The sequence below is a fragment of the Malonomonas rubra DSM 5091 genome (assembly GCF_900142125.1).
In the GTDB taxonomy this organism is placed as follows: domain Bacteria; phylum Desulfobacterota; class Desulfuromonadia; order Desulfuromonadales; family Geopsychrobacteraceae; genus Malonomonas; species Malonomonas rubra.
In genome coordinates this window covers 160,525-183,611 of sequence record NZ_FQZT01000007.1, presented here as the reverse complement: position 1 = coordinate 183,611, position 23,087 = coordinate 160,525, and the positions used below count along the sequence as shown (strand labels likewise).

Here is a 23,087-nt window from a genome sequence, read left to right as displayed (position 1 = left end):
GGCGTCGGGCCTTTTTGCTGTTTGCTACAGTCGTAACGAGTTCGGGTGATGCCCTTCGAACTCCGGTTGGACGGTGTGACAGGTGGTGCAGGGGTTGCCGATCGGGCGGTCGTTGCCCTGGTACTGCAGCGGCTGGATGCTGTCGCGGTTGGCCCCCAGTTTATTGTTGGTCGCCGGATAGACGGCGTGGGTGCTGCCGTGGCAGGCTTCGCACATCATTGCGCCCATCATGTCGTGGCGGTTGCGGAACAGTTCATCAGCACCGTCTGTCCAAGTGTTGAAGGCATCGACGGTCATGCCCATCTGGAAGTCCTCGTGGCAGTTGAGGCAATCCGGCATGTTGATCCAGGGGGTGCGGCCGTTGATCTGTTCCAGTGAGTCGACGTTGCGTGGTTTCAGTCCGGCCATCAGCCGGGCGGCCCCCTTTTTGCCCGCTTCCTGTTCCTTCTTCAACAGGCTGAGGGCGTGATCTTCCATGGTGCCGTGGCAGTTGGTGCAGTCCATGAACATCGAGTGATGGCTGCGGAAGCATTGGCTTGGGCCGTCCGGACGTGACGGGTGACAGGCAACGCAGGCGTCCATGCCTTCACGATCGGTGAGGAAGTTGGCATGCCAGCCGTGAATCGCTGCCGGGAAGTTAAGCAATTCCGGATTGCCTTCAGTGCCGAGGACCGGGTCGGCGTGGCAGGACTGACAGAGCATCGGTTGCCCGTTCTTTGCCCGCTCGACCAGGTTGGTGCCGCTGTTTTTGTCATGCGCTGCCAGCACGTCGAGGCTGGTATCATCAGTAAACCCGGCGACACCGGCAACCCGCCAGCCACCGCCGTGACAGTTTTTACAGCCCATTTCGGTCGAGGTGGGAGCGACTGTTTTCGTGGTTGCCAGGATTTCGCCACTGTCTTTGTCGACCGCAGTGACGGTGAAGATTGGGTACGGGTTGAAACTGCCATCCGACGGGTAAGGCACCACCGGAATCAGTGACGCTTCGTAGGCGCGTTTCTCTGCATCCAGATCGAGGGCACCGTTCAAACGTTTGCCACTGAGACCAACCCCGGGGCGCAACTCAGCGCCGAAAATTTCGTCAGCGAACTCCCAGAAGCGGACCTGTTTTTCCGGGAATTCGAAGCCTTTTTCCACCGCATAGCGGATCTCCACTCCTTCGGTAATGATCTCCGGCGAATCCCCCCGCTTGACCAGTTGCGCGAACAGGTCGTTGGCTGGTGGCAGCAGCACCCAGTAGGGATCGCTGTCAGAAATGCAGTGCATGCCGAGGTTGTTCCACGCCAGCAGCACGTACTCGTCTTTATCCTTGTTGAACGCCGGAATCTCCAGTGGCAGCTCTTTTGCTTCGACCACCGGGTTGGCCGGGATACTCAGGTCGATGCCGTTGATCTCGCTGACAATATAGCTGGCGAGCGCGTTACGCTCTTCGGCGTTGCCGAAGAAGTGCGGCATATAGGGATTCAGTTTGCCGAGGCCGTTCAATTTGGCATCCATGCCAAAGACGTTATCGTATTTTTTCACCAGTGGAGTGATGTCGTTGAGCAGACCGCCAACCGAGTGGCAGGCGCTGCACTGGTAGCGGAACAGTTCTGCGCCGATCTGCAGCTGGTTGTCAGTGGTGATCTCTTTGGCCGACATCCATTTTGCGTTGGCGAGGAACCCGGCTTGCTGAATCTTCGGCACATCATCGACATAAACCTGGTTGGAATACATGTGGTCGTAGATGATGAACGGGCGACGGCCCGCTTCGCGGACGAACTCGAAAGCGCCAAAGTAGATCAGGGCGATGGCGATGACGGCGAAGCTCATGTACTTCTGCAGGCTCTGCGGCAGACGCAGCGCCATGAAGACGCACGTCAGCAGAAGAATCGGTACGAACCAGCCGAGGGTTGTCAGATAGGCGCCGATCTCCGGTGACTTCTCGAAGATGATCATCTTCGGGATTTCCGGCAACGCCTTGATATACCAGGCTCCGCCGATCAGCATGATGCCGAAGGGCAGCGCGGCCCAGGCGGCGCAGGTGCGCATCAGGTTCTGGCGCAGTTTGTCGTTTTTTAAAAAAGCGGCGGTGACGAAACCGAAGACGCCGCAGAGGACCAATGACAGGCCGGTGCGGAAGACCAGCGACGGCCAGAAGGTCGGGTTGAAGAAGCCGGACCAGAAGTTGTGGTTTTCGATCCAGGCGCCGGGGGTGAGCATGAAGTCGATGATGCCGTTGATCAAAAACAGCGACATCCAGGCGCAGATGAAATAGATCCAGCCGATGATCAGGTGATTCTTCCGATCCATTCGACCGAAGGTGTAGTAGTAGATGAACAGGGCGACGATTTCGCCGACGAAAAAGACCCATTCGGCCGCCCAGCCGAAGACGAAAATGTGGATCAGGCTGGAAGTGGCCGCGGGGTTGAGCAGGGCGATGGTCCACCAGATACCGACGCCGGTCATGCCGCCGAAAACCATGGTCAGCAGCATGAAAAATTTGCTGTGCTTCTTTACGTAGTCGAGTAGTGCCGGGTTTTCTTCCCGGTAGGCTTTTTTCTCCAGCGTGACCAGGAACAGGCCACCGCCGACAGCGAAGTGAGATACCAGCACGTGAACAATGGCGATCAGGGCGATGAGGAAACCGCCACCGTAGGTTGTCAGATCCCAAACCGGATAATTCATTACGCCACCTCCTTCTTACAGCCGAGGGCCAGTTTGATCATGTAGCCGATCAGCACCAGGCCGATGGCGAAGACCACCAGGAAGAAGATCAGTGGCGAGTACTCCGGGGTGACTTGCAGATCTGCTGGGTGGAAGTAGGGTTTGAGATAAGCGAAACGGGCCAGGTCTCGCATCAGGATCATCACCACCATCTGTATCAGGGCGACGACCGAAGTGAGCAGCAGGTTGCGCTTGAGGCCAAAATAGACCAGGGCGACAGCCAGCACCAGGCCGATGGTCAGCAGTGCGGTGCCGTAAGCGCTCTTGCCCATGAACACCATCATCACCTCTTTGGGGAGTGCAACCAGAAACCAGAGGCCAATAAAAATTTGGATGATCGTTGCTTTGGTGAAGTAGCTCATCCCGCGTTCAATCAGGGTTGCCGGATCGACCTTGCTTTTGGTGAAACCGAAATGGCCGACCAGGGCCAGGAACAGGCCGGCGATAGCGACGGCACCGATGACGAAATGCAGGTAACGCGGCCAGAGGGTTGGGTCTTCAGCGTTGAGCAGGGTGCCTCCGGGATTGCTGAGATAAGCCACCCATTTCTCCGGCTGCAGCATCAGGGTCATGTTGTTGCTGAACATGAAACCGATAAACAGCAGGATGCCGACCGAGAAGATCAGCACCAGGGTGCGCAGCCCCTGCAGGGCGTCGAACTTGAAATCGTAAATATAGGCCGCGTAATAGGCAAGGATCAGCAGGCCGATGATTGAGAGCCACCAGACCGCCATCATTACCGAACTGCTGTAAATGAACTGACCGAACAGCACCTGTACGAACAGCAGCGGGGCCACACCCATGTTGACGGCGAAGGCGATGGTGTAAGGCAGCTTGTAGCCGACCTCTTTGCCGAGCAGGTTGTTCTGCTCACCACCTTGAAACAGGCTGAACAGGGCGATGATACCGCCGCCGAGCATGGCGTTCATCACCAGCAGGTGGAGCAGGAAAGTCACCATTAGCAGCACATAGAACCAGCCCCAGTCAACGGGGATGGCATCGGGGGTGGGAATCAGGGCAGCGAAATCCATCGTTCCTCCTTTTTATAAAACGGTTCAGCGATGTTCTTGTTTTTTATGCATCAAATAATAATAAAGGATGAAATCCGTTTGTCACATAATTAGCGAAGAATACCGGGTTAAACCTTGGATTTCAATGAAATAATTACAAAAAAGGTCACCTATCTGACGCCCTGCTGATCGCTTAGACGAGAAGATGAAAATATAAAGCGTAGACTGTGGCGCCGAGTAGACCGACCAACAAGGACCAGAGTCCGTTGCGGATCAAGCGGTATTTCCGCGTCAGGCGGTGAGTGCCGAGATAATAGATTTCGTGCATGTAGGCGTCGTAGAGCTTGTCGCGGTCGGTGATGGTGGCTTTGAAGTTGGTCTTAAACTCTTCTTCGCTCAGGTCGGCGAAGGAGCGGAAGTAAAACAGGTTAGTATGGTCGCTGATGTGCAGCGGTGGGATGATTGCCAGAATTGAGAAGATCACAGCCAGCAGTCCGCCGCCGGCCAGCAGCAGGGTTGAGGCCAGCGGCAGCTTTTCATATTGGGTCAGAGTGATGGTGATCAGCAACGACGAAGCCGTCATGATCATCGCGGCTTTGGAGTCGGCCATCTGGTTCAGGATCATATGTTTGGTCAGGTTGGCGCGCAGGGCGTTGCTCGCCAATAACCTGGGAATGATCGGTTCCTCCGGTAAATCTGCCATGAAAAATCTCCTTATTGCAGTTTCCAGAAATATATCAGTTTGTTGAAAGAGTGCAGGAAAAAAACAATCTGCTAACCTGTTTGTATGCTTTGAATCTCCGGGAGGTGAGGATGCTGACACGTGAGCAGATTGAATTTGCTGCCGAAAATCTCAAAGGCGAGGTCAGGCGCACGGAATTGATTCATTCCCCCTATTATTCCAGTAGTTTGGGTGTGCCACTTTATTTCAAGTGCGAAAACCTGCAACACACAGGATCCTTTAAAATCCGCGGTGCGTATCATTGCCTGTCACAAAAAACACCGCAACAGCTGGGAGCGGGGGTCATCACCGCATCGGCGGGGAATCACGCACAGGGGCTGGCGTACGCGGCCAGGTTGCTCGACTGTCCATGCCATGTGATTATGCCGGAAGGAACCCCGCTGGCGAAGGAACTGGCGACTCTCGATTACGGTGCCGAGGTTGAAATTCACGGGGCCAATTTCGATGAAGCCGTCATTTATGCCAAGCAGCTGGCGCAGGAGCGGGAACTGTTTTATGTTCCGGCGTTCGATGATGAACTGATCATGGCCGGCCAGGGAACCATTGGCCTGGAGCTATTGGAAGATTTGCCGGAGCTCGATACCCTGATTGTGCCGATCGGCGGCGGTGGCTTGATTTCAGGAATCGCCACAGCAGTTTGCGAAACAAAGCCTTCAGTGCGCGTAATCGGTGTTGAAGCGGCCAGCGTTGCCAGCGCACAGCTGGCGCGGCGTAAAGGGCGGCCGGTGAAGGTGCCAACAAGGTGTCATTCGCTGGCCGACGGTATTGCCGTCAAGCAGGTTGGTGACCTGACTTTCCCGATCATCGAACGCTATGTCGAAGAGATCGTGACCGTGGAGGAAGAAGCGATCGCCATGGCGATCGTCAGCTTGATGGAGCGGGGCAAGCTGGTGGTGGAAGGCTCCGGCGCAGTCGGACTGGCAGCAATGTTGTTCGGACTGAAAACCATCCACAAGGGAACGACCGTTTGTTTGCTCTCCGGCGGGAACCTCGATGTGCAGACGATGGCGCGCGTGGTTGAGCGCGGCATGCTGGCGGAAGGTCGTTATCTGAAGTTGCGACTGGAGATGATCGATATGCCGGGTGCGCTGGCAGAACTGACCAAGGTCCTCAGCGAGATCGGCGCAAACATCTTCCAGGTCAGTCACGACCGGCATAAATCATCGCTGCCCCTTGGCGAGGCGGAAGTCATCCTCGATCTGGAAACCCGCGGCCCGGGGCATATCCAAGAGATACTTCTGGTTCTCGAAGAAGAGGGGTATCGGCCGGAGGTGCTGCACTAACGGCGACGTCGAGGCAGTCCGCGAGTCGCGGATTTTTCCGGTCCCTTGAGGTCGTCAAGTGGGCTGCAGATGCGTTTTAGTCGTCGATGTGCGGCCCCGGCTGCCAGCGCACATCGCTTCTGCCGTTATCATTACATTGTCGAGCCCAGACAAAACAGAGATCGGAAAGCCGGTTGAGGAATTTCAGGCAGCAGGGGTTGATCTGCTCACCGCTCTCTACCAGGGCAACGAGCTGCCGTTCGCAGCGGCGGGTGACGGTGCGGGCCAGATGCAGGGCGGCAGAAGCGCGGCTACCACCGGGCAGGACGAAGGTCCCGGCCGGTTCCAGCTGATCATTCGTTTCTTGCAACCACTGCTCCAGCAGGTCGACCTGCTGCTGGCGGACATTCGGGATATTTTTAGCCATGGCACTTTCTGCCGGGGTCGCCAGCTCGCAGCCGAGATCGAAAAGTTCATTTTGCAGCTGCAGAATTTTATCGTTCAGACCATCCGGAAGGTTTTCACAGCGCACCAATCCCAGCACTGAGTTCAGCTCATCAACAGTTCCATAGGCGTTGACACGTAACGACGATTTGGCGATGCGGCTACCGTCGACCAAGCTGGTTTCCCCTTTGTCTCCGCCGCGAGTCATGACTTTATCTTTCTTCGTCATTGGTTTTCTCCTTTAACGCTGATTTTCGCTTCGCTCTGAACCAGTGGAGGATCATATGGCTCGCAGGCTTCTTTGCCGCCATTCACCCACTGGTACAGGTTAGCGGAACGCTGGTTTGTTTGCCAAGTCTCAATACCATTTTGCCTCTTTGGGGCTTCTTGCTCTTTTTTTGCAATTACGCAAAACAGTCCCCAAAGGCTTTTGCGCAATTGCAAAACCCTGTTTTCTGTATACGTGTAAATTTTTAGTGAGCCTGTAAATCCCCTTTTTATGCGGCTTTCACAGATATGATAATGCTCTGAGATAGCTGTTCGTCCTCTCTTTTGGTCTCATCTCGCTTTTTGCACAGATGCAAAAACATCCTGCGCTAAAACAACTTTAGAAAAACACAGAAGCTACTTTAAGTGCTTATAATGACAGGCCAATTTATTTTTTTTTGTGAGTTGGTATGGCGCTTGTAGTAAGGGGAGAGTGACGAATAGGTCGTCGAAGATTTTTCGCTGTGGAGTATCGCATGTCAGTTTGTCCCTATTACGGTCGAGGAGAAAATTTCTGTGATGTCGGAGCAGATTATATCTCTCCGCATGATGTCGAGGCGATCTCGCATTATTGCTCTGGCCGCTATAGCGAGTGCGAGAAATTCCAGGAGCTGGTCGCCCGGCACCCGGAAGAGCTGAATCATCAACCGGCTGCTGCTCGTTTCAGAACAGATCAGCCAGCTGCCGCAGAAGAAAGAAAAACCGCCCAGGTAAAAATCGCTTTTCGGAACAAATGGCCGTTGCCTTATCGCCTTCGTTATTTAAGTGCGAATAATCATTCTATCGAAGCACAGAGAGAGGAGAAAGTTGTTATGAGTCAAAAAACTTCAAATGCCCGTGGTTGGACAGTCGTCTTGGCAGGTACCGGTATCAACCTGGCCCTAGGTGTTCTTTATGCCTACAGTATGCTCAAAGGTGAAATCGGAAAATTGTTTGATGGCGCTGGCGACCCGTACGCAACTGCATGTCTCGCTTTTGCTTTGTCGATGATTATCGGCGGTAAGATGCAGGATAAAGTTGGTCCGCGTCTGACTGCTATTCTCGGTGGTATTCTGGTTGGTGCGGGTTTCATCATCTGTTCCCAAACTTCCAGCTACTGGGGCTGGATTGTTGGCTTCGGTCTGGTTGCTGGTACCGGTTTCGGCTTCGGTTACTCGGCAGCGACTCCGCCGGCTCTGAAGTGGTTCTCGTCGGCGAAAACCGGCCTGATCGCTGGTATCGTTGTTGCCGGCTTTGGTATTGCCCCGGTTTACCTGGCCCCGATCGCAAAAAGCCTGCTCGCTTCTTACGGTCTGCAGCAGACTATGATGTACCTCGGTATTGCCTTTGTGGTCGTTGTCTGTGGTATGGCAATGCTGGTTGCTAATCCGCCGGCAGGTTTTGTCCCGGCTGAAGCTGCTGCTAAAAAAGGTGCACCTGCTGCTAAGAAAGTTGCTGTTGAAGACAAGACTCCGTCCCAGATGCTCAAAGATGGTCGCTTCTACACTTGCTGGTTGACTTACTTCATCGGTGCCGGTGCTGGCCTGATGGTTATCGGTAGCATCGCTGGTCTGGCCAAGCAGAGCATGGGCGAGATGGCTTTCATCGCTGTCTGTGTCATGTCGGTCGGTAACGCTTCCGGTCGTGTTGTTGCCGGTGTCCTCTCTGACAAAATCGGTCGCGCCGCAACCCTGACTATCATGCTGGTTTTCCAAGCTGCCCTGATGTTCGCAGCAATCCCGGTCGTTACTGGCGAAGGTTCCAGCGCAGTACTGGTGACCCTGCTCGCATCCTTCATCGGCTTCAACTACGGTACCAACCTGTCCCTGTTCCCGTCCTTCGCCAAGGACTACTGGGGCAGCGCAAACTACGGCATGAACTACGGTATCCTGTTCTCCGCATGGGGCGTCGGCGCATTCGTTCTGGTCAAACTGTCCGCCTTCCTGTCGGCTAAGTTCGGTGGCATGAGCACCTCCTTCACCGTCGCCGGTGTGATGCTGCTCGTCGGTGCTATGATGGCCCTGACCCTGCGTCCGAAAAAGGCCGCTGTCGAGGCGACCGAAACCGTTACCGCAGAAGAGGAAGATCTGGTTCTGCAGAACGCTCAAGACTAATATCGAGTTTCAATAAAAGATCGATCAAAGGGCTCCGCCAAGTGCGGGGCCCTTTTTTCGTTCTGGCGGCGACTTGCCGGCAGAGGGAAGAGATATATAATAGTGGAAAACTAAACAATTTCGTGGATGGATGAGGGAAGAGAGCGAAGTCGGAGCAACAGCGGATTTGCCGCTATAAATTTATCTTCAAAACGCGAGCAGAGGCCGAGCATGGAGGTATTAGCATGAAGAGAGTGGTTGTTTCGCTGATAATTTTCACTTTTGTGGCCTCAACAGCGTTCGCCATATCGGGTGGAAATCCGTACAAAGGAAGGGTGCTGTTCAAGAAAAGCTGTGTGCCCTGCCACAAGATGGGCACCGAGGCTGGCACTCTTTCCCCTTCTGACAAAACGATGGCGCAGTGGGACAGATACTTCAACGTCAAGAAACGAAAACATCCAGGGAGCGTCTTTGTTGATTTGTCTCAAAAGGACAGACTGGATATCTGGCAGTTTGTATATGATTTTGCCGCTGACACTGATCATCCACAAACTTGAGATCCAGAGCCTTAAGTGCCAAGTTTTGGTACGAAAAAATCTGCACAGCAAAGTTCGATCTGGATATATGGAAACAGTATAAGCTCTTACGTTCAATCAAGAGGCACCGCCAAGTGCGGGGCCTCTTTTTCGTTCTGCTCCGACTTGTCAGCTCTGCCGGTCGGCTTATACAATAGTAGAAAACTCGACAATTCAATGGAGGATGAAAATGAGGTCGATTCTTACGTTACTGCTCCTTTTGTTGATAGCGTTATCTGCTCAGGCTGAGGTGAAACAGCTTGATAACGCTCAACTGGAAACCTTGCTGGCAGAAGGCGTGCCAGTTGTCGATATTCGTCGGGCGGAAGAGTGGAAACAAACCGGAGTTGTTCAAGGCAGTCATCTGATCACTTTCTTCGATGCCGCCGGTAACTACGATGCCCGTGCCTGGCTGACGCAGCTGGCACCCATCGCTGGCAAAGATGACCCGGTTATCCTGATTTGTCGTACCGGTAACCGCACCGGGATTATCAGCCAGTTTCTTGATCAGCAGGTTGGCTTCTCCCGGGTCTATAATGTCACCAAGGGGATTACTGACTGGATTGCCAGAGGCTACCCGGTTATCGCGCCGGAGTAGTGTTCTTATGGCTTGAAGCGTTTATTCCGTGTGCTGTGCCTTCCAGGTCTCTATGATGTGAAATCTGTCAGTGGCCATGAAAAAGTATGCTAAAAACCTCTGCTTTGCAAAGATGAAGGCATACAGACGCTTGCGAAGTGCTGGCAGGAAAAATCAGAATTCCGGGCAGGAAACACCACTCTGAACAACTTTGCTGAAGTTGTGCTGTCGTACCAGCGGGGTTGAGAAGTTCACTGGCTGCGAGATGGTTTTTATTTTTTTCATGGTGTTATCTTTTAGCTGAAAGCCTACGATCTGGCGGCGATTTTGTGCTGGAACATAGAGGAGCGTGGCGTTTTCCTCTTGGGCTACCAGGGAGAGGCAGAGGTTTCTTTCACCAATGCTGTGGTTGCTGTAGGGGGAGCTTTCCGACAGCGCGACGAGCTTTCCTGGACGAATCCTGGCGACTTTTAAAATGCCACCGATGTGGGGTGTCTGAATCCATGCCATTTCAACGCGTCCATCGCCATCCAGATCGTAGATAGCTGCTATGTTGAGCCATCTCGATGCAGTTCCTATCTCTTCAATCCAGGCAAATTCAGTCAGTGCATCGTTCTCGATCTTGTAGATCATGATGCCGGCGCCTTTTTTGATGTGGCTCCTGATTGTGACAATCTCCATCTGCCCATCATTATCGACATCGAAGAGACGGGGCTTGATATCTTCAAAAACGTACTGCTCTGCAAGAGTATGCTTATAAAAAGTTCCATTCCTGGCGACGATCAACTGTCCAGCCTCGATAGCGTCACCCAGAATTCCGTGCTGATAGCGAGTGGTTGGCTGAGAGTATTGGGCATAAACAGCACCATCCTCGCTAACGCTGATCTGTTTTTCCGGAAGTTGAGAAAATTCGTCCGTCAGGGCTCTGATAACAGCTTTATCCGCTTTCAGGGCAGTTAACGTTCTGTCGGTTGCCAATTTGACATCGCTGGCATTGGCAGGGAAAAGAAAAGCAAGCGTTATCAGGTATCCCGCAAGGGTCCTCGAAAGCCAGAAGAAAAAAGGGCGACTGCGGCGAGAAGCGGTTGTTTCTGGTCGCCTTATAGTCGATTGCTTGCTAAATGACATCGTCGATTCTCTCCTTGCTTCGCTAAAATGGTAGTGGAGCAGAAAGATCCTCTTCTTTGATCTCCCGCCAGATCCCGTGGGCCATGCTGGAAGGGCTATCTAACTATCAATTTAGCTGATGCAAGGCTATTTCATCAAGGCCATGGACTTTTATTCATGGTTGGATTTATGGCCAATATTTTACAAGCGACAAGGCCACAAGGTGTTCCAGCAGGGGTGGTAAATGTCTCGAGCTTTTACAGTTGGTCAGAAATAAAAAAGCCCTCGGCAATTGCTTGCGGAGGGCTTTGGTTTATTAATTTTCAGCTTGGGCTAAGGTATGTGGTCCGAATAATATGGGTGCGAATCGGGTTTGTACTGTTTGATCGCATCGATTATCGAAACCCCGACCGGTTTCATGATCCAGAGGGCCAAGGCTCCGAGAATGATCAGCGCCATCGCCCAGTTGAGAAATTGGCTCATCCAGTCCCAGTCAGTTTTGGGCCGCTCCTGCTTGCGTTTTTCCTTTTCCTCGTCAATCTCTTTTGGCGGCAGTTTTTTCGCTGCCATCCGCATTAAGCGACCGGAGGAGAGAAAGATAACGGCAGAGACCATGAATTGCGGCATGACATCCATCCCGACGACACCTGTCGCCAGCATGACGGCATAGAAGACCATGGCCGCAAGTCCCAACAAGGTCATTTGTTGACTTAAATTCACGTTCACCCGAAAACCTAATAGAATGCTGTTTTATAACTTTAACTGGCTCAAATTACCCCAATTCAAACTTTTTTTCAAGAGGGGAACGGTTTAGTGAAGGTCGTTTTCCAATGTGCCTTGCCATTGCCCGGTGGGAAAGATTGAGCGACCCATCCACTGGTTGAACAGCTGAGCCATTGCGGTATAGCAGGCTGCTGCGCCACAGATGAGACCGGAAACTCCACCAATCAGCAGGAATACTGCGTTGTCGCGCAGTTTGCCCATGGCAAGGAACAACAGACAGAACATCAGCGTTGAAAAAACCAGTTGCAGGGCACGGCTTTGTTGAAAACTGCCGAGGAAGAGGATGGCAGCGAACAAGCCCCACATACTCAGGTAGGCGACCATTGTGACGGCTCCCGGTGTTTTGCCGAGGCCAAGTTTCGGGAAAACTTCAAAAGCAATCAGAGACAGCCAGAAGAGACCGAGAGGGAGCATGGTTGCCGTGGCTGATGGGCTCCCGGCATTACGTGAGCGGATGCCGGCCATGATTTGTAGCCCACCACCCAGTAACAGGGCGGTTCCCAGGGTAGCCGCAGGTGTTGACAGGTAGCCGGTCTGGCTGATGGCGTAGGTGGTTATACTAAGAGCCAAGGCAAGTAGGCCGAGGCTGGGGATTTTGTTTTCGGCAACGGGGAAATCTCTTGTCATGATTTTATCCTCCGAAAAAAAAATTGGGGGGAGGACGGATTCAAATCCAACCCGCCCCCCTAAAAAGAGGTTTTTCTATGCTCTGAAGAACTAGCAATGGCTGTGCCCATTTTTGTGACTTCTCTGAAAAAAGTGAGAAAGCCCGCTATTTAGCAGAGCTTGTATGGATTCTCAGTGCTCAGACGTTTGCTTTGATAAGCTGTTTGCTTTGCAAATGTGCGAAAACAGGACGGGTAGAAGCAGGGGGGAAATTTATCTACCAAAAGTAGAACGCTGTATGATGTTGATTTTGTGGGGTTTTAGGAATTTTTTGCAGTTTTGCAAATCCAGATTTCGCAGATTTCCAAAACTGCAAAAATCAGTCGAGGATGTCTTCCTTGCGCAACCCGTACTTCTTCAGTTTGCGGTAGATCGTTGCCATGTTCATCCCTGCTTTCTGGGCGGCATCTTCGATATTTCCATCAACGGATCGAAGCAGTTGCCGCAGATAATCGATCTCAAACCGGCCGAGCGCCTCATTGTAGCCATCCTCTTCAGTTGGTACGGCATCGGTTTCGATGAACTGCGCCAGGGTGGACAGATCGATCTGGTCTCCCGTCTCGATGGTGATACAGGCTTCGATGACGTTGCGCAACTGGCGAATGTTGCCGGGCCAACTGTACTCGCTCGCAGCGCGTTGGGCCTCGGCTGACAAGCCTTTGATGCTGGTGTTGAACTTTTTGTTCTGTTCGGCGATGAAATGGGCTGCCAACAGGGGAATGTCCGCGCGTCGCTCACGCAGTGGTGGTAGGTGCAGGTTGATGACGTTGAGGCGATAGAAGAGATCTTCGCGGAATTCACCTTTCTCGACATCGGTGGTCAGGTCAGCGTTGGTAGCGGAGATCAGGCGCACGTCAACCCGCGTTGATTCGGTGTCGCCGATGCGGCGGAACTCCTGCTCCTGCAGAAACCTGAGCAGCGTTTTTTGCACGTTAAGCGGCAGGTTGCCAATTTCGTCGAGGAAAAGAGTGCCGCCATCGGCTGCTTTGAGCAGACCTTCCTTGTCGCTGTCAGCCCCAGTAAAAGAGCCCTTTTTATGGCCGAACAGCTCGCTTTCCAGAACCGAATCGGGGATGGCTCCGCAGTTGATGGCGATAAAGGGTTGCTCTTTACGTGGAGAGTTGTAGTGGATTGCCTGCGCGATCAGCTCCTTGCCGGTTCCCGATTCGCCGGTGATCAGAACCGAGGTGTCCCGGATGGCGACCTTTTCCACCTTGTCCAGCAGTTTCTGCAGGGCCATCGAGGCGCCGATGATATTGTCGAAATTAAATTTACCAGCCAGTTCTTCACGTAGTTGTTTATTTTCGCTCTGTAACTCGTTGTGAGTTAGAGCATTTCGCACACGAAACAGGAGCTCGTCCGGTTCGAACGGCTTGGTCAACATGTCGTAAGCGCCCTTACGCAATGCCTGAATCGACATTTCTACGGTGGCAAAAGCGGTTATCATGATTACCGGGATGTCCGGTTCGACCGCTTTGATCCGTTGCAGCACTTCGAGTCCATCAATGCCGGGCATTTTGATGTCACTGATCACCAGATCCCAGACACCGGGGCGGAACAGCTCGACCGCTTCCAGTGGATTGGTGAAAGAGCGCACGGCGTGACCGTCATCCATGAGGACGGCTTCCATCATGCGGCAGAGGCCTTCCTCGTTGTCAACAATCATGATTTTTCTTGCGGGCATGATTTTCTCTCTCTTTAGCACTTTCTAGAGGGGAGCTCGCTTGTCGGGGCGATTCCCAGCGGTTCTACATTCAACGTTCCAGGGGGATCAATATTCCTCGCGCACCAGCGGCAACCGGATCACCACGGTGGTGCCGACTCCAATTTGCGAGTCTATATACATTTCCCCTTGGTGCATATCAATAATCTGCTTGGTAATGGCCAGGCCAAGCCCTGTGCCACGGGCTTTGGTCGTGAAAAACGGCTCAAAAATCTTTTCCAGGTTCTCTTCGGGAATTCCCTCTCCGTTATCAGCCACTTCAATGCGGATGTAATGATCTTCATCCAGAATTGTGCTGACACGGATTTCTCCGCCATCCGGCATCGCCGCACCTGCGTTCAGCAACAGGTTGATCGCGACCTGACGGAGTTGGTCGCCGTCAGCAGGGACGGAGGGCAGGTGTTGTGACAGCTCCTGCACAATTTTGATGTGGTAGAGATCGGTGTGGTTGCCGGCGAAATCGATAATCTGCCGCAGCAGCCGGTTCATGTCGGTTGTTTCCAGCACCGGCTTCGGAGTACGCGCGTAGCTGAGAAGGTCCTGAACGATTTTCTTGCAGCGCTTGCTCTCCCTTTTGATCTCGTTGATGAAGGTGTAATTCGGGTCATCCTCCGGGATCTTTTTCTCCAGGTAGCCGGCGTAACCGAGAATAACGCCGAGAGGGTTGTTGATTTCATGAGCGACGCCAGAAGAGAGCACACCGAGAGAGGCCATCTTGCCCTGCTGGGCCAGTGCTGCCTCCATCTCTTTGTTTTTTCGCAGCATGCGGGTCATGCGGTTGAAGGCGATGGCCAACTCACCCAGTTCGTCGTGCGTCTCCACCGGGACCTGTTCGTCGAGTCGCCCCTGTTTGACCCGGCGGATGACCGTGATCATTTCGTGAATCGGGTCGGTCAACACCTTGGCGGCGAGGAAGACCAGCGCTGCTGAAATCAGGCCAATGAACAGCGGTAGCAGGAAGACATGGGTCGCAATACGCCATTTAAGTTCGTTGGCCGCCTGGTAGAATTCTTCTTCGTAGCTGCCGACAGCGACAATCCAGTCCCAGGGTTCGAAATAGCGGTAGCGGACAATCTTCATCCGCTCTTTGCTTTCACCCTGGTTGCGCCAGGGGTAACGGATCCAGCCGTTTTTCTGCTCCAGCATTTCGGCGATAAAGGGGCGGTATTCCGAGTCGCGGGCGTTGCTGATGTTACGTCCTTCCGCATCTGGATGAATGGTCAGGGTGCCGCTGCTGTCCATACAGAAGATGTAACCGGTTTTGCCGACTTTCTTGCTCTTGATCTGTTGTGCCAGCGTTTTCATGGCACTTTGCTCAAACATGGGATCTTCGTAGGTTTCATCCAGGTAGCCGCCGGCGGCGACCACCCAATCCCAGCGCGGGCAGTAGCGGAACGCGACGATTTTTTCCCGCGGTTGTTTGTCTCCCAGTTCTTCGTTGCGCCAGGGGTAGATAGTGAAGCTGACCTCAGACGGCTCGACTTCAAGTGATTGCTCAATCATCTCGCGAATAAAGAAGCGACCGTCTTTATCCTGGGCGTCGATGACGTTTTTCCCTTCCAGCGCCGGGTGGACTTGGAGCATGCCATCGGTGTCGATGGCAAACAGGTAGCCGCTGCTGCCGATGCTGACGTTTTTCAGGCTGTTGCGGGCCGCTTGCTGCGCTGCCTTTAAGCTGATTTTCCCCTCATTCAGCTGACGTTGCTGTTCGTTGATCAGGGTGTAGGCGAGGTCGACCAGCGACCTCATCTCCTGCTGGACGATTTTTTTCTTGTCCTGCCGGTAAACCTGGAACTGGCGGTAGTGACTGTCAAGCAGGTCGAGAGTGAAGCTGGCCATGTGATCGAGATCAGCCTTGCTGGTTGCCGTGATGCCTTGATAGGCCTGCTCCGTCGCAATGTAGCCGATCAGTCCGCCGAGGACGAAGATGGGAACCACGACCAACGGCAGGATAACCACCAGCATCTTCCAGCGTATCTTCATTTTATTTATGAATGAAAACAGGTGTCGGGCCATAATCATCAGTCATGAAAGGGAAAATTTGATTTTTCTGGTATGCAGTATACACAAAGAGGCGAGGGGGTAAAACAGGAAAGAAGGGAAAAATTATAACAGGGGTTTAGCGTTCTTCTACTAAAGCAGTCCCTGGACGAAAGCGTTGTCGCGCGCAGCTTGACGCAGCCCGTCACTGATACTCGGATAAACATGGACTGTCGTCGTCAGGTCGACAACACTCAGGCCGAAACGAATGGCGAGAGTCGCTTCGTGGATGATATCGGCAGCGCGTGGGCAGAGCATCTGTACACCGAGAACCTTACCTGAGCCTTTCTCAGCGTTGAGCAGGAAGCCGCCCAACTCTTCTCCCATGACATGCGCTTTCGGTACCCGGTCGAGGCCAAGGTAGGTTGTGACCACTTCATAGCCCTGTTGTTCGGCCTGCTCGCGATTGAGACCGACTGTGGCGAACTCGGGATCGACGAAGACCGCCATCGGTGAAAAACGGTGGTCGATGGTGAATTCCTGATCCGGGTGGAGGATGTTTTTGGCTGCGATCTGTGCTTCACGTGCTCCGGCTGGGGCAATCATCGGGTTGCCGGTCACATCTCCTGCAGCCCAGATTCCTTCGACACTGGTGCGCAGGCCGTTATCCACCTTGATAAAACCGGCCGCATCGGTTTTGACGCCGATTTTCTCCAGGCCGAGACCTTCCGTCGCCGGAGTGGTGCCGATCGCCAGCATGAAGCGCTCGGCGGTGATGCCGATCTCGGCCCCGGCGACACGGGCGTAGAGGCAGACGCCGTCCGCTCGTTGTTCGATCCGTTCTGTCTCTGCGTTGAAGAAAATTTTTACCCCTTCCCGCTCCAGCATGGCGCGGAACTGTTCAGTCAGGCGGGGGTCGAATTCGGCCAGCAGTTTCGGGCCACGTTCAAGAATGGTGACCTGGGTGCCGAAGCGGGCAAACATCTGCCCCATCTCCAGCGCAATGACGCCACCACCGAGAATGATCAAGGATTTCGGGAAGCAGGGCAGATGCAGGGCGCTGTTGTAGGTCAGGTACTTGACAGCTTCAAGACCGGGGATTGGCACCACGCGGGCTTGGCCACCTGTCGCGATGAGGATGTCAGGGGCCGTGAAGCGGCCGTTTTCAGTGGCGACCTCGTTTTTGCTGACAAAATACGCACGGCCGTAGTGGATGTCCATGTTCGGAGTTTGTGCCAGCTCCTGCTTGTAGTGCTGATCGCGCAGGGTTTCAACAGCGGTACGTTTTAACTGCATCAGGGTGGTGCAATCAGGTTTTCCCGCTTGCAGGTTGAGCCCCCAGAACTCTCCTTTGCGAGCTGCGTGGTACATTTCAGCTTTGTGGATCAGGGTTTTGCTCGGAACGCAGCCCCAGTTGACGCAGGTCCCACCGACGTGTGACTGGTCGATCAGCAAGACTTTTTTGTCCCGCGCAGCAACCATTCGCCCTGCGGCGAATGCAGTCGTACCGGCACCGAGGATGATCAGGTCATAGGGCTGGGGCATAAACTCCTCCACTGTTTCGACAACTCATCAAAATATAACAGTAGCATATGGAATCAGTTCTGCTGCTGTAATTCGTAGCGCAACTCACATATCATCATGCGTGACATGCAGAGATCGAAAAACAGTTGGTTGGAGCGTTGGCTCATGCGCTTGTTGTGATCACCGATGGTCTCCTGAATGCCATGCTCGATAATGCGGAACTGCTCTTCTGTGAGATCGTTCGGCAGAACCAGAGAGAGAGTCATCTCCTGGTCACTGAAATATTTTCTGATCAAATCGGTCATTTCGATTTTCAGGCAGCGGAGGATTTCCGGCGGCTTGTGCGGCATACGCTCGGCGATGATTTGGTCTACAATTTTACCGGCCTGTTTCCGGCTCTCCGGAAAAGGAATGACTTTGGCCATAGAATTACCTCGTTAGTACTGAAGAGGATTGGGTTTATTGATAAATATAACTGAAATGGTGCTCAATTGACAGGGTGAGAGGAATATTTTGCCTGGGGTGTAAGAGTCAGGAGCCCTGTCCGGCCATCGCCAGCCGGGCACCGAAACCGAGAAACAGAGTTCCGGTTGCCCAGCGCAGCCACTTCTGTGCCCGGCCGGAGGCTTTGATACGGCGGGAGATTTCGGCCGAGAAGAAAATCAGGAACGTATGCAACAGGCCAGCGACCAGCGCGTGCAGCGAACCGAGCAGGGCCAACTGCAGTTGCGGGTTGTTACTGTCAGGGGAGACGAACTGTGGCAGCAGGGCAACCATCAGCAGGAAGATTTTCGGATTGAACAGGCTGACGAAAATACCGTTGAAGAAAATTTTTCCGAGAGAGCGTTTGTTGCGTCGTGTCTCTCCAGTATCGAGCAGAGAGTTGCCACGAAAATTCCGCCAAGCAAGGTAGCAGAGGTAGAAAACACCGAGAAATTTCAACAGGTGAAAGGTGGTAGAGGAATATTGCAGGAGTAAAGAGAGGCCGAAGCCTGTTGCCAGGGCATGGCAGAGTATACCGGTTGAGTTGCCCAGGTTCCCCGCCATTCCCGCACGCCGCCCCTGGCTCAACGTGGTGGAGATCGTGTAGAGCCAGCTTGGCCCGGGGGAAACCGCAATCAGAAAACTGACGGTTAAAAAGGGCAGTATGGTGGTCACGCTGAACATGCTGTTGCCCTGCCATTGGGAGTTGTTATTGCGGGGAATATAGAAGATAGCGGGCTTTTTGCCAAGGGCGAATCAGGTGCGTTTTACGATGAATCTGGCCAGTCAATATGATCGAAATCAGTTGCTCTGAAAAAACTTCAAGGAGATTCGCAATGAGTTTCCTGTTTCTTGGCGGCAAAATTTTGCAGGGGAGTTCTTAGTTTTCAGGGTAAGTTAGCGAATAATTCGCCGCCAACTAAAAAAATGTTTGACCGTTTAGCGGCTAGGGACAACATGAAACCCTAACCTATGCCGAGGCTTTTCAACTGCGGAAGCAAGAGAGTAGACATCGGCGGGTTGGTATGATAGAGCGCTTAATCAAAGATGAGATTTTTTCAGGAAGGATGCCCATGAAACTGAAATTTAAAAATTTATCTGACGACCTGCAGAAAGTACGAGACACTGCGCCGCTGGTTCACAACATCACCAACTATGTCGTCATGAACAATACGGCTAACGCCCTGCTCTCCATCGGAGCATCGCCGGTGATGGCCCATGCCGCTGAAGAAGTTGCTGAGATGGTGACACTGGCCTCGGCGCTGGTAATCAATATTGGGACACTTAGCAAGGAGTGGATTTCCGGCATGGCCATTGCGATGGCTGCAGCGCATGAGAAAGGAATTCCTATTATTTTCGATCCGGTCGGGGCCGGTGCAACCGAGTTCCGAACCCGCACCTGCCTTAGCTTGCTTGAGAGGGCCGCACCAGCTGTCATCAGGGGGAACGCCTCAGAGGTTATGGCGTTGGCTGGTGATTGCGTGCAGACGAAAGGGGTCGACAGTTCGGCGGCGGCGTCTGATGCCGAGAGTGCTGCTTTGGCTCTGGCAAAAAAATATGATTGCGTGGTCTGCGTCAGTGGTGCGATCGATTTAATCACGGATGGCCGTCAAACCATGAGGGTGCGCAATGGCCACGCGCTGATGCCAAAGGTCACAGGGCTTGGCTGCACAGCGACAGCCCTGATCGGTGCCTTCTGCGCCGTCAACAAAGATATCCTTGTGGCGACCAGTCACGCCATGATGGTCATGGGGATTTGCGGGGAACTCGCCGCAGCACAGGCAACGGGTCCGGGGAGCTTCCAGGTTCATCTTATCGATGCCTTCTACAATTTAAATGCGGAACAGGTTGAAGCACACTGGCTTGACCCGGAGGCAAAATGAAGCCGCTTGATTTAAGCCTGCACCTTGTCACCGATCGCAACCTGTCTCTTGGCCGGGATCTCCTCGATATCGTTCAGGCTGCCGTTCAGGGAGGCGTTTCTGTCGTGCAGTTGCGCGAAAAGGAGTGCGCAACCCGGGAATTTGTTGAACTTGGACGCGCTGTTTCTTCCTTGTTGCAACAATCGTCTGTTCCGCTCCTTATTAACGACCGGGTCGATATCGCGCTGGCGATCGGAGCGGATGGAGTGCATATCGGTCAAAGCGATATGCCTTATGCTGATGCGAGACGCTTACTGGGGACTGATGCAATCATCGGCCTTTCCGTTGAGTCGGAAGCCCACGCGCAGGCCGCCGAAATTCTGGATGTTGATTACCTGGGCCTGAGCCCTGTGTTCACAACCCCGACCAAGTGCGAACTGACAGAGTCGCTTGGACTTGAAGGCGTTGCCAGCATTCGGCGGTTATCGCGCCACCGGCTTGTCGCCATTGGCGGCATCCATCACGAAAATATTTCAGCAATTCTTAAATCGGGAGCTGATGGCGTTGCGGTCGTTTCCGCAATCTGCTCTGCCTCTGATCCATTGCAAGCGACGCGGCAGTTGCAGCAAAAGATCGCAGTATGAAATGGGTTGAATTTCCAAGACACAATCGTGCCTTGATAGTAGTGAGTTTTTTGAAGAGCCGCTACCTCGTACAAAATGGGGTGGCGCACCGGCACTAAATCAGCAGAACTGCACCCCAGCGCGGCAGATGTGGTTGTCCATCAGCGCGGTCCAGGCAACCACCCCGCTTTTGCTGATGGAGCCGCCGGCAAAACGGATCGACTGTGATTTTTTCAGCGGGTACTTGGTGACCAGTCCGAGACCACCGTCAGAGACATCTGTCAGTGTCGCCCTGACCGATTTCTCTTCTTTGTAGCCACTGTCGGCCGCATCGATAAGCAGCTGGATTGTTTGGACGTGCGAGCTGCGCAGGTAGCAGCGCTTTTCGTGCCCCTCGCTATCCTGTTCTTTGCTGATCTGGTCGCGCTCCTGTTCGTGCAGGCAACGTTCAATCAAGACGGTAAGGATATCGAGGTTGAAGGGTTTTTCGATCAGTTGCCAGGTGCCGTGTTTTCTGGTTTCCTCAATTTTTTCGAGCAGGCTGCAGTATTCGGTTGCGCCATTGGTCATCAGAATAACCGGTGCTTCGGGGAAACGTTCATCGATTGTCTTCAGAAGTTCGAGGCTTTCGACATCCTTAAGATCGAGGGCCAGCAGGAACAGGTCGAAGCTGAAAATATCCATTTTGGTCAGCGCTTCTTTGTTGCTGGCTGCCGTGATGAAGTAGGGCCCTTTGTCCCGATATGCCTGCGAAACTGCCAAATGAATCAGCATTTCGCTGTCGATGAGCAGAACTTTCCTTGGCGCGATTTTCATTTCCCAACTCCTGATACAAAACACAGATTAAAAAGACATCTGCAACAAAAGCAATGACAGCAAGAGCCATTCCAAGTTTTACCAGCTTTTTATGTGTTTTTATGCTGCTGGTAAATGATTTAGGGATGGCAAGGCTTTAGCCCACAAAAAGGGAAAAATCTTTTTTTTCTTGAGTGCGGCACAGGTGAAAAATGTTGTCTAAATCTGGGAAATCCTCAATTCTGTGACAGGGGTTTCAGGGATATCCCCAATCCTGTTTAGCCAAAAGCCCGACTATTCATATAGAGCGATTGTTTGATTGTTGTGCCCCAGGCAGCTTTACAGGCGATCCTAAATCGATAAGCTGTAAAGCAGAGGGGCTCTGTGTTATAAACAGCTCCGGAAGTGATCAACCATAGAAATGACAGGGGGCTTATGAATCTGGAACCTCGCCGCTTTGGACTGGTTTCGATAGTAGGGCTGATTATTATTCTCGGCTTTTTGTTTACCAGTGTCTCCAGCTATGTCGTGGCGACCCGCACCGTCAAAGATGCGATTCTGACTGGTGAACTGCCGTTGACCAGCGACAATGTTTTTTCGGAGATTCAGCGTGATCTGCTGCGGCCGATTTTTATCTCTTCGCTGATGGCGAGCGACACTTTTGTTCGCGACTGGGTGATTGCCGGGGAGAAAGATGCCCGTCAGATCAGCAAGTACCTGTCCGAGATCAAGGAGAAATATCACACGGTCAGTAGCTTCTTTGTCTCAGAGCAGAGTCGTAACTACTATTATCCTGAAGGAATTCTCAAGGGGGTTGATGAAAAGGAGCCCCGCGATGCCTGGTATTTCCGGGTACAGCAGATGGCCGGTGACTACGAGGTTAACGTTGATCTGGATATGGCGAACGCCGATGTCATGACCATCTTCATCAATTATAAAAGCTACGATTACCTGGGAAATTATATTGGCGCAACAGGTGTTGGCCTGACGGTTCATTCCGTCAAAAACCTGATTGAAGAATATCAGCAGCGCTTTGGTCGCAGCGTTTATTTTACTGATGCCAGCGGCTCTGTGGTGTTGCATGGGCGAGATTACAGCGGGCCGCAGACATTGCAGGAACGCATTGGGGAAAGTCTGCAGGCTGCCGATCTGCGGCAGGAGCAGCAGTACGAATTCAGAAGCGGCGGTGAAACCATCCTCTTGAACTCTCGCTTCATCCCCGAGTTGGACTGGGTTCTGGTGGTCGAGCAGGCCGCGACAGATGCTCTTGCCGATTTCCGGCTCAACCTGCAGTTGAACCTTGGGGTTTGCGCTTTAGTAACCTTGCTGGTGGTACTGCTGCACTGCAGGACTCTGCGGCGTTTTCATGACCGGCTGTCCGGGCTGGCACTACAGGATGGTTTGACCGGAACTGGTAATCGGCGGGCGTTCAAGATCCACTTCGAGCAGATGACGGCAGTGGTCAAGCGGCAGCACGAATCATTGAGCGTACTGCTCATCGATATCGATCATTTCAAAGAGGTGAATGATCGTTTCGGCCACCCGGTCGGTGATCAGGTTATTCAACTGACAGCGGAAAAGATTCAGCGGCGCCTGCGTGCTGTTGATCAGTTTTGTCGCTGGGGCGGCGAGGAGTTTATCGTGCTGCTTAAAGGAGCCGATTTGCAGGCTGCGGCCTTGGTCGCGGAAGAGATACGTTCGACCGTTGAGGAGATCGATTACAGTACGATCAGACCGGAGATCAGGATCACCGCCAGTGTTGGTGTCGCTGAGTACCGGCGGAGTGACACCGAGGCAACTCTGGTCGACCGGGTCGACAAGGCGCTTTATGACGCGAAGGAGCAGGGACGTAACTGCGTTAGCCGGGAGCAAAACTGAGCACCATC

At 53.1% G+C, this 23,087-nt stretch carries 21 protein-coding genes; 7 read left to right on the top strand and 14 right to left on the bottom strand.

The features are described from left to right. Positions 1-24 precede the first annotated feature (24 nt). The 3 genes from BUB13_RS11220 to BUB13_RS11210 all read right to left on the bottom strand — a co-directional run bounded on the left by BUB13_RS11220 (position 25) and on the right by BUB13_RS11210 (position 4,419). Entirely contained in the window at positions 25-2,667 is a 2,643-nt protein-coding gene (locus BUB13_RS11220) for a cytochrome ubiquinol oxidase subunit I (RefSeq protein ID WP_072908846.1), read from the bottom strand. Beyond that, a complete protein-coding gene (locus BUB13_RS11215; protein WP_072908845.1) occupies positions 2,667-3,737 on the bottom strand; it encodes a hypothetical protein in 1,071 nt (356 codons plus the stop codon). The genes BUB13_RS11220 and BUB13_RS11215 overlap by 1 nt, the downstream gene beginning before the upstream one ends. Before the next feature lie 172 nt (positions 3,738-3,909). Then, the gene (locus tag BUB13_RS11210) at positions 3,910-4,419 is read right to left on the bottom strand and encodes a Pycsar system effector family protein (RefSeq protein ID WP_072908844.1); all 510 of its coding nucleotides are present in this window, start codon (positions 4,417-4,419) and stop codon (positions 3,910-3,912) included. A 110-nt stretch (positions 4,420-4,529) separates the two neighbouring features. Between BUB13_RS11210 and ilvA the strand changes: the two genes are divergently transcribed. Next, positions 4,530-5,741, top strand: a complete 1,212-nt coding sequence (ilvA, locus tag BUB13_RS11205; protein WP_072908843.1) for a threonine ammonia-lyase — start codon at positions 4,530-4,532, stop codon at positions 5,739-5,741. Positions 5,742-5,817: 76 nt separating this feature from the next. Here the strand turns inward: ilvA and BUB13_RS11200 are convergent, their stop codons facing one another. After that, a complete protein-coding gene (locus tag BUB13_RS11200; RefSeq protein WP_072908842.1) occupies positions 5,818-6,393 on the bottom strand; it encodes a cob(I)yrinic acid a,c-diamide adenosyltransferase in 576 nt (191 codons plus the stop codon). Beyond that, the gene (locus BUB13_RS11195; RefSeq protein ID WP_139249361.1) at positions 6,390-6,608 is read right to left on the bottom strand and encodes a hypothetical protein; all 219 of its coding nucleotides are present in this window, start codon (positions 6,606-6,608) and stop codon (positions 6,390-6,392) included. Before BUB13_RS11195 ends, BUB13_RS11200 begins: the two co-directional genes overlap by 4 nt. Before the next feature lie 635 nt (positions 6,609-7,243). On the opposite strand from BUB13_RS11195, the gene BUB13_RS11190 reads away from it, so the two are divergent. From BUB13_RS11190 to BUB13_RS11180, 3 genes are all read left to right on the top strand, one after another. After that, a complete protein-coding gene (locus BUB13_RS11190; RefSeq protein WP_072908882.1) occupies positions 7,244-8,524 on the top strand; it encodes an L-lactate MFS transporter in 1,281 nt (426 codons plus the stop codon). Positions 8,525-8,748: 224 nt separating this feature from the next. Then, positions 8,749-9,060: a hypothetical protein gene (locus tag BUB13_RS11185; protein WP_072908840.1), complete on the top strand. Its 312-nt coding sequence runs from the start codon at positions 8,749-8,751 to the stop codon at positions 9,058-9,060. A 208-nt stretch (positions 9,061-9,268) separates the two neighbouring features. After that, positions 9,269-9,676, top strand: coding sequence for a rhodanese-like domain-containing protein (locus BUB13_RS11180; RefSeq protein WP_072908839.1), 408 nt, complete (start codon positions 9,269-9,271; stop codon positions 9,674-9,676). A 153-nt stretch (positions 9,677-9,829) separates the two neighbouring features. On the opposite strand, the gene BUB13_RS11175 is transcribed toward BUB13_RS11180, so the two are convergent. From BUB13_RS11175 to BUB13_RS11140, 8 genes are all read right to left on the bottom strand, one after another. Further along, positions 9,830-10,783, bottom strand: a complete 954-nt coding sequence (locus tag BUB13_RS11175; protein WP_072908838.1) for an FG-GAP repeat domain-containing protein — start codon at positions 10,781-10,783, stop codon at positions 9,830-9,832. 312 nt (positions 10,784-11,095) lie between these two features. Beyond that, positions 11,096-11,488, bottom strand: coding sequence for a hypothetical protein (locus BUB13_RS11170; RefSeq protein ID WP_139249360.1), 393 nt, complete (start codon positions 11,486-11,488; stop codon positions 11,096-11,098). Positions 11,489-11,572: 84 nt separating this feature from the next. Further along, positions 11,573-12,172 (bottom strand): acetate uptake transporter, encoded by a 600-nt coding sequence (locus BUB13_RS11165; RefSeq protein ID WP_072908836.1) that lies wholly within the window; start codon positions 12,170-12,172, stop codon positions 11,573-11,575. A gap of 358 nt (positions 12,173-12,530) precedes the next feature. Then, positions 12,531-13,895, bottom strand: coding sequence for a sigma-54-dependent transcriptional regulator (locus BUB13_RS11160; protein WP_072908835.1), 1,365 nt, complete (start codon positions 13,893-13,895; stop codon positions 12,531-12,533). Between the two features lie 87 nt (positions 13,896-13,982). After that, a complete protein-coding gene (locus BUB13_RS11155) occupies positions 13,983-15,950 on the bottom strand; it encodes a cache domain-containing protein (RefSeq protein WP_072908881.1) in 1,968 nt (655 codons plus the stop codon). Between the two features lie 117 nt (positions 15,951-16,067). Beyond that, positions 16,068-17,459 carry a dihydrolipoyl dehydrogenase family protein gene (locus tag BUB13_RS11150; protein ID WP_072908834.1) on the bottom strand — a complete coding sequence of 464 codons (1,392 nt, stop codon included), beginning with the start codon at positions 17,457-17,459 and terminating at the stop codon, positions 16,068-16,070. Between the two features lie 53 nt (positions 17,460-17,512). Beyond that, positions 17,513-17,863 (bottom strand): hypothetical protein, encoded by a 351-nt coding sequence (locus BUB13_RS11145; RefSeq protein WP_072908833.1) that lies wholly within the window; start codon positions 17,861-17,863, stop codon positions 17,513-17,515. 106 nt (positions 17,864-17,969) lie between these two features. Next, the gene (locus BUB13_RS11140; RefSeq protein WP_072908832.1) at positions 17,970-18,605 is read right to left on the bottom strand and encodes a LysE family translocator; all 636 of its coding nucleotides are present in this window, start codon (positions 18,603-18,605) and stop codon (positions 17,970-17,972) included. Between the two features lie 389 nt (positions 18,606-18,994). Between BUB13_RS11140 and thiM the strand changes: the two genes are divergently transcribed. Beyond that, positions 18,995-19,804, top strand: coding sequence for a hydroxyethylthiazole kinase (gene thiM / locus BUB13_RS11135; RefSeq protein WP_072908831.1), 810 nt, complete (start codon positions 18,995-18,997; stop codon positions 19,802-19,804). Continuing rightward, positions 19,801-20,427, top strand: coding sequence for a thiamine phosphate synthase (gene thiE / locus BUB13_RS11130; protein WP_072908830.1), 627 nt, complete (start codon positions 19,801-19,803; stop codon positions 20,425-20,427). The genes thiM and thiE overlap by 4 nt, the downstream gene beginning before the upstream one ends. Before the next feature lie 99 nt (positions 20,428-20,526). Here the strand turns inward: thiE and BUB13_RS11125 are convergent, their stop codons facing one another. Then, the gene (locus tag BUB13_RS11125; protein ID WP_072908829.1) at positions 20,527-21,222 is read right to left on the bottom strand and encodes a response regulator; all 696 of its coding nucleotides are present in this window, start codon (positions 21,220-21,222) and stop codon (positions 20,527-20,529) included. Positions 21,223-21,636: 414 nt separating this feature from the next. On the opposite strand from BUB13_RS11125, the gene BUB13_RS11120 reads away from it, so the two are divergent. Then, positions 21,637-23,079: a sensor domain-containing diguanylate cyclase gene (locus BUB13_RS11120; protein ID WP_072908828.1), complete on the top strand. Its 1,443-nt coding sequence runs from the start codon at positions 21,637-21,639 to the stop codon at positions 23,077-23,079. The last annotated feature ends 8 nt before the right edge of the window (positions 23,080-23,087 follow it).

Bases quoted from the DNA above. Each gene is read 5' to 3' on its own strand.
- BUB13_RS11220 (WP_072908846.1), bottom strand. From the start codon at position 2,667: ATGAATTATCCGGTTTGGGATCTGACAACCTACGGTGGCGGTTTCCTC.
- BUB13_RS11215 (WP_072908845.1), bottom strand. From the start codon at position 3,737: ATGGATTTCGCTGCCCTGATTCCCACCCCCGATGCCATCCCCGTTGAC.
- BUB13_RS11210 (WP_072908844.1), bottom strand. From the start codon at position 4,419: ATGGCAGATTTACCGGAGGAACCGATCATTCCCAGGTTATTGGCGAGC.
- ilvA (WP_072908843.1), top strand. From the start codon at position 4,530: ATGCTGACACGTGAGCAGATTGAATTTGCTGCCGAAAATCTCAAAGGC.
- BUB13_RS11200 (WP_072908842.1), bottom strand. From the start codon at position 6,393: ATGACGAAGAAAGATAAAGTCATGACTCGCGGCGGAGACAAAGGGGAA.
- BUB13_RS11190 (WP_072908882.1), top strand. From the start codon at position 7,244: ATGAGTCAAAAAACTTCAAATGCCCGTGGTTGGACAGTCGTCTTGGCA.
- BUB13_RS11185 (WP_072908840.1), top strand. From the start codon at position 8,749: ATGAAGAGAGTGGTTGTTTCGCTGATAATTTTCACTTTTGTGGCCTCA.
- BUB13_RS11180 (WP_072908839.1), top strand. From the start codon at position 9,269: ATGAGGTCGATTCTTACGTTACTGCTCCTTTTGTTGATAGCGTTATCT.
- BUB13_RS11175 (WP_072908838.1), bottom strand. From the start codon at position 10,783: ATGTCATTTAGCAAGCAATCGACTATAAGGCGACCAGAAACAACCGCT.
- BUB13_RS11165 (WP_072908836.1), bottom strand. From the start codon at position 12,172: ATGACAAGAGATTTCCCCGTTGCCGAAAACAAAATCCCCAGCCTCGGC.
- BUB13_RS11160 (WP_072908835.1), bottom strand. From the start codon at position 13,895: ATGCCCGCAAGAAAAATCATGATTGTTGACAACGAGGAAGGCCTCTGC.
- BUB13_RS11155 (WP_072908881.1), bottom strand. From the start codon at position 15,950: ATGGCCCGACACCTGTTTTCATTCATAAATAAAATGAAGATACGCTGG.
- BUB13_RS11150 (WP_072908834.1), bottom strand. From the start codon at position 17,459: ATGCCCCAGCCCTATGACCTGATCATCCTCGGTGCCGGTACGACTGCA.
- BUB13_RS11145 (WP_072908833.1), bottom strand. From the start codon at position 17,863: ATGGCCAAAGTCATTCCTTTTCCGGAGAGCCGGAAACAGGCCGGTAAA.
- BUB13_RS11140 (WP_072908832.1), bottom strand. From the start codon at position 18,605: ATGTTCAGCGTGACCACCATACTGCCCTTTTTAACCGTCAGTTTTCTG.
- thiM (WP_072908831.1), top strand. From the start codon at position 18,995: ATGAAACTGAAATTTAAAAATTTATCTGACGACCTGCAGAAAGTACGA.
- thiE (WP_072908830.1), top strand. From the start codon at position 19,801: ATGAAGCCGCTTGATTTAAGCCTGCACCTTGTCACCGATCGCAACCTG.
- BUB13_RS11125 (WP_072908829.1), bottom strand. From the start codon at position 21,222: ATGAAAATCGCGCCAAGGAAAGTTCTGCTCATCGACAGCGAAATGCTG.
- BUB13_RS11120 (WP_072908828.1), top strand. From the start codon at position 21,637: ATGAATCTGGAACCTCGCCGCTTTGGACTGGTTTCGATAGTAGGGCTG.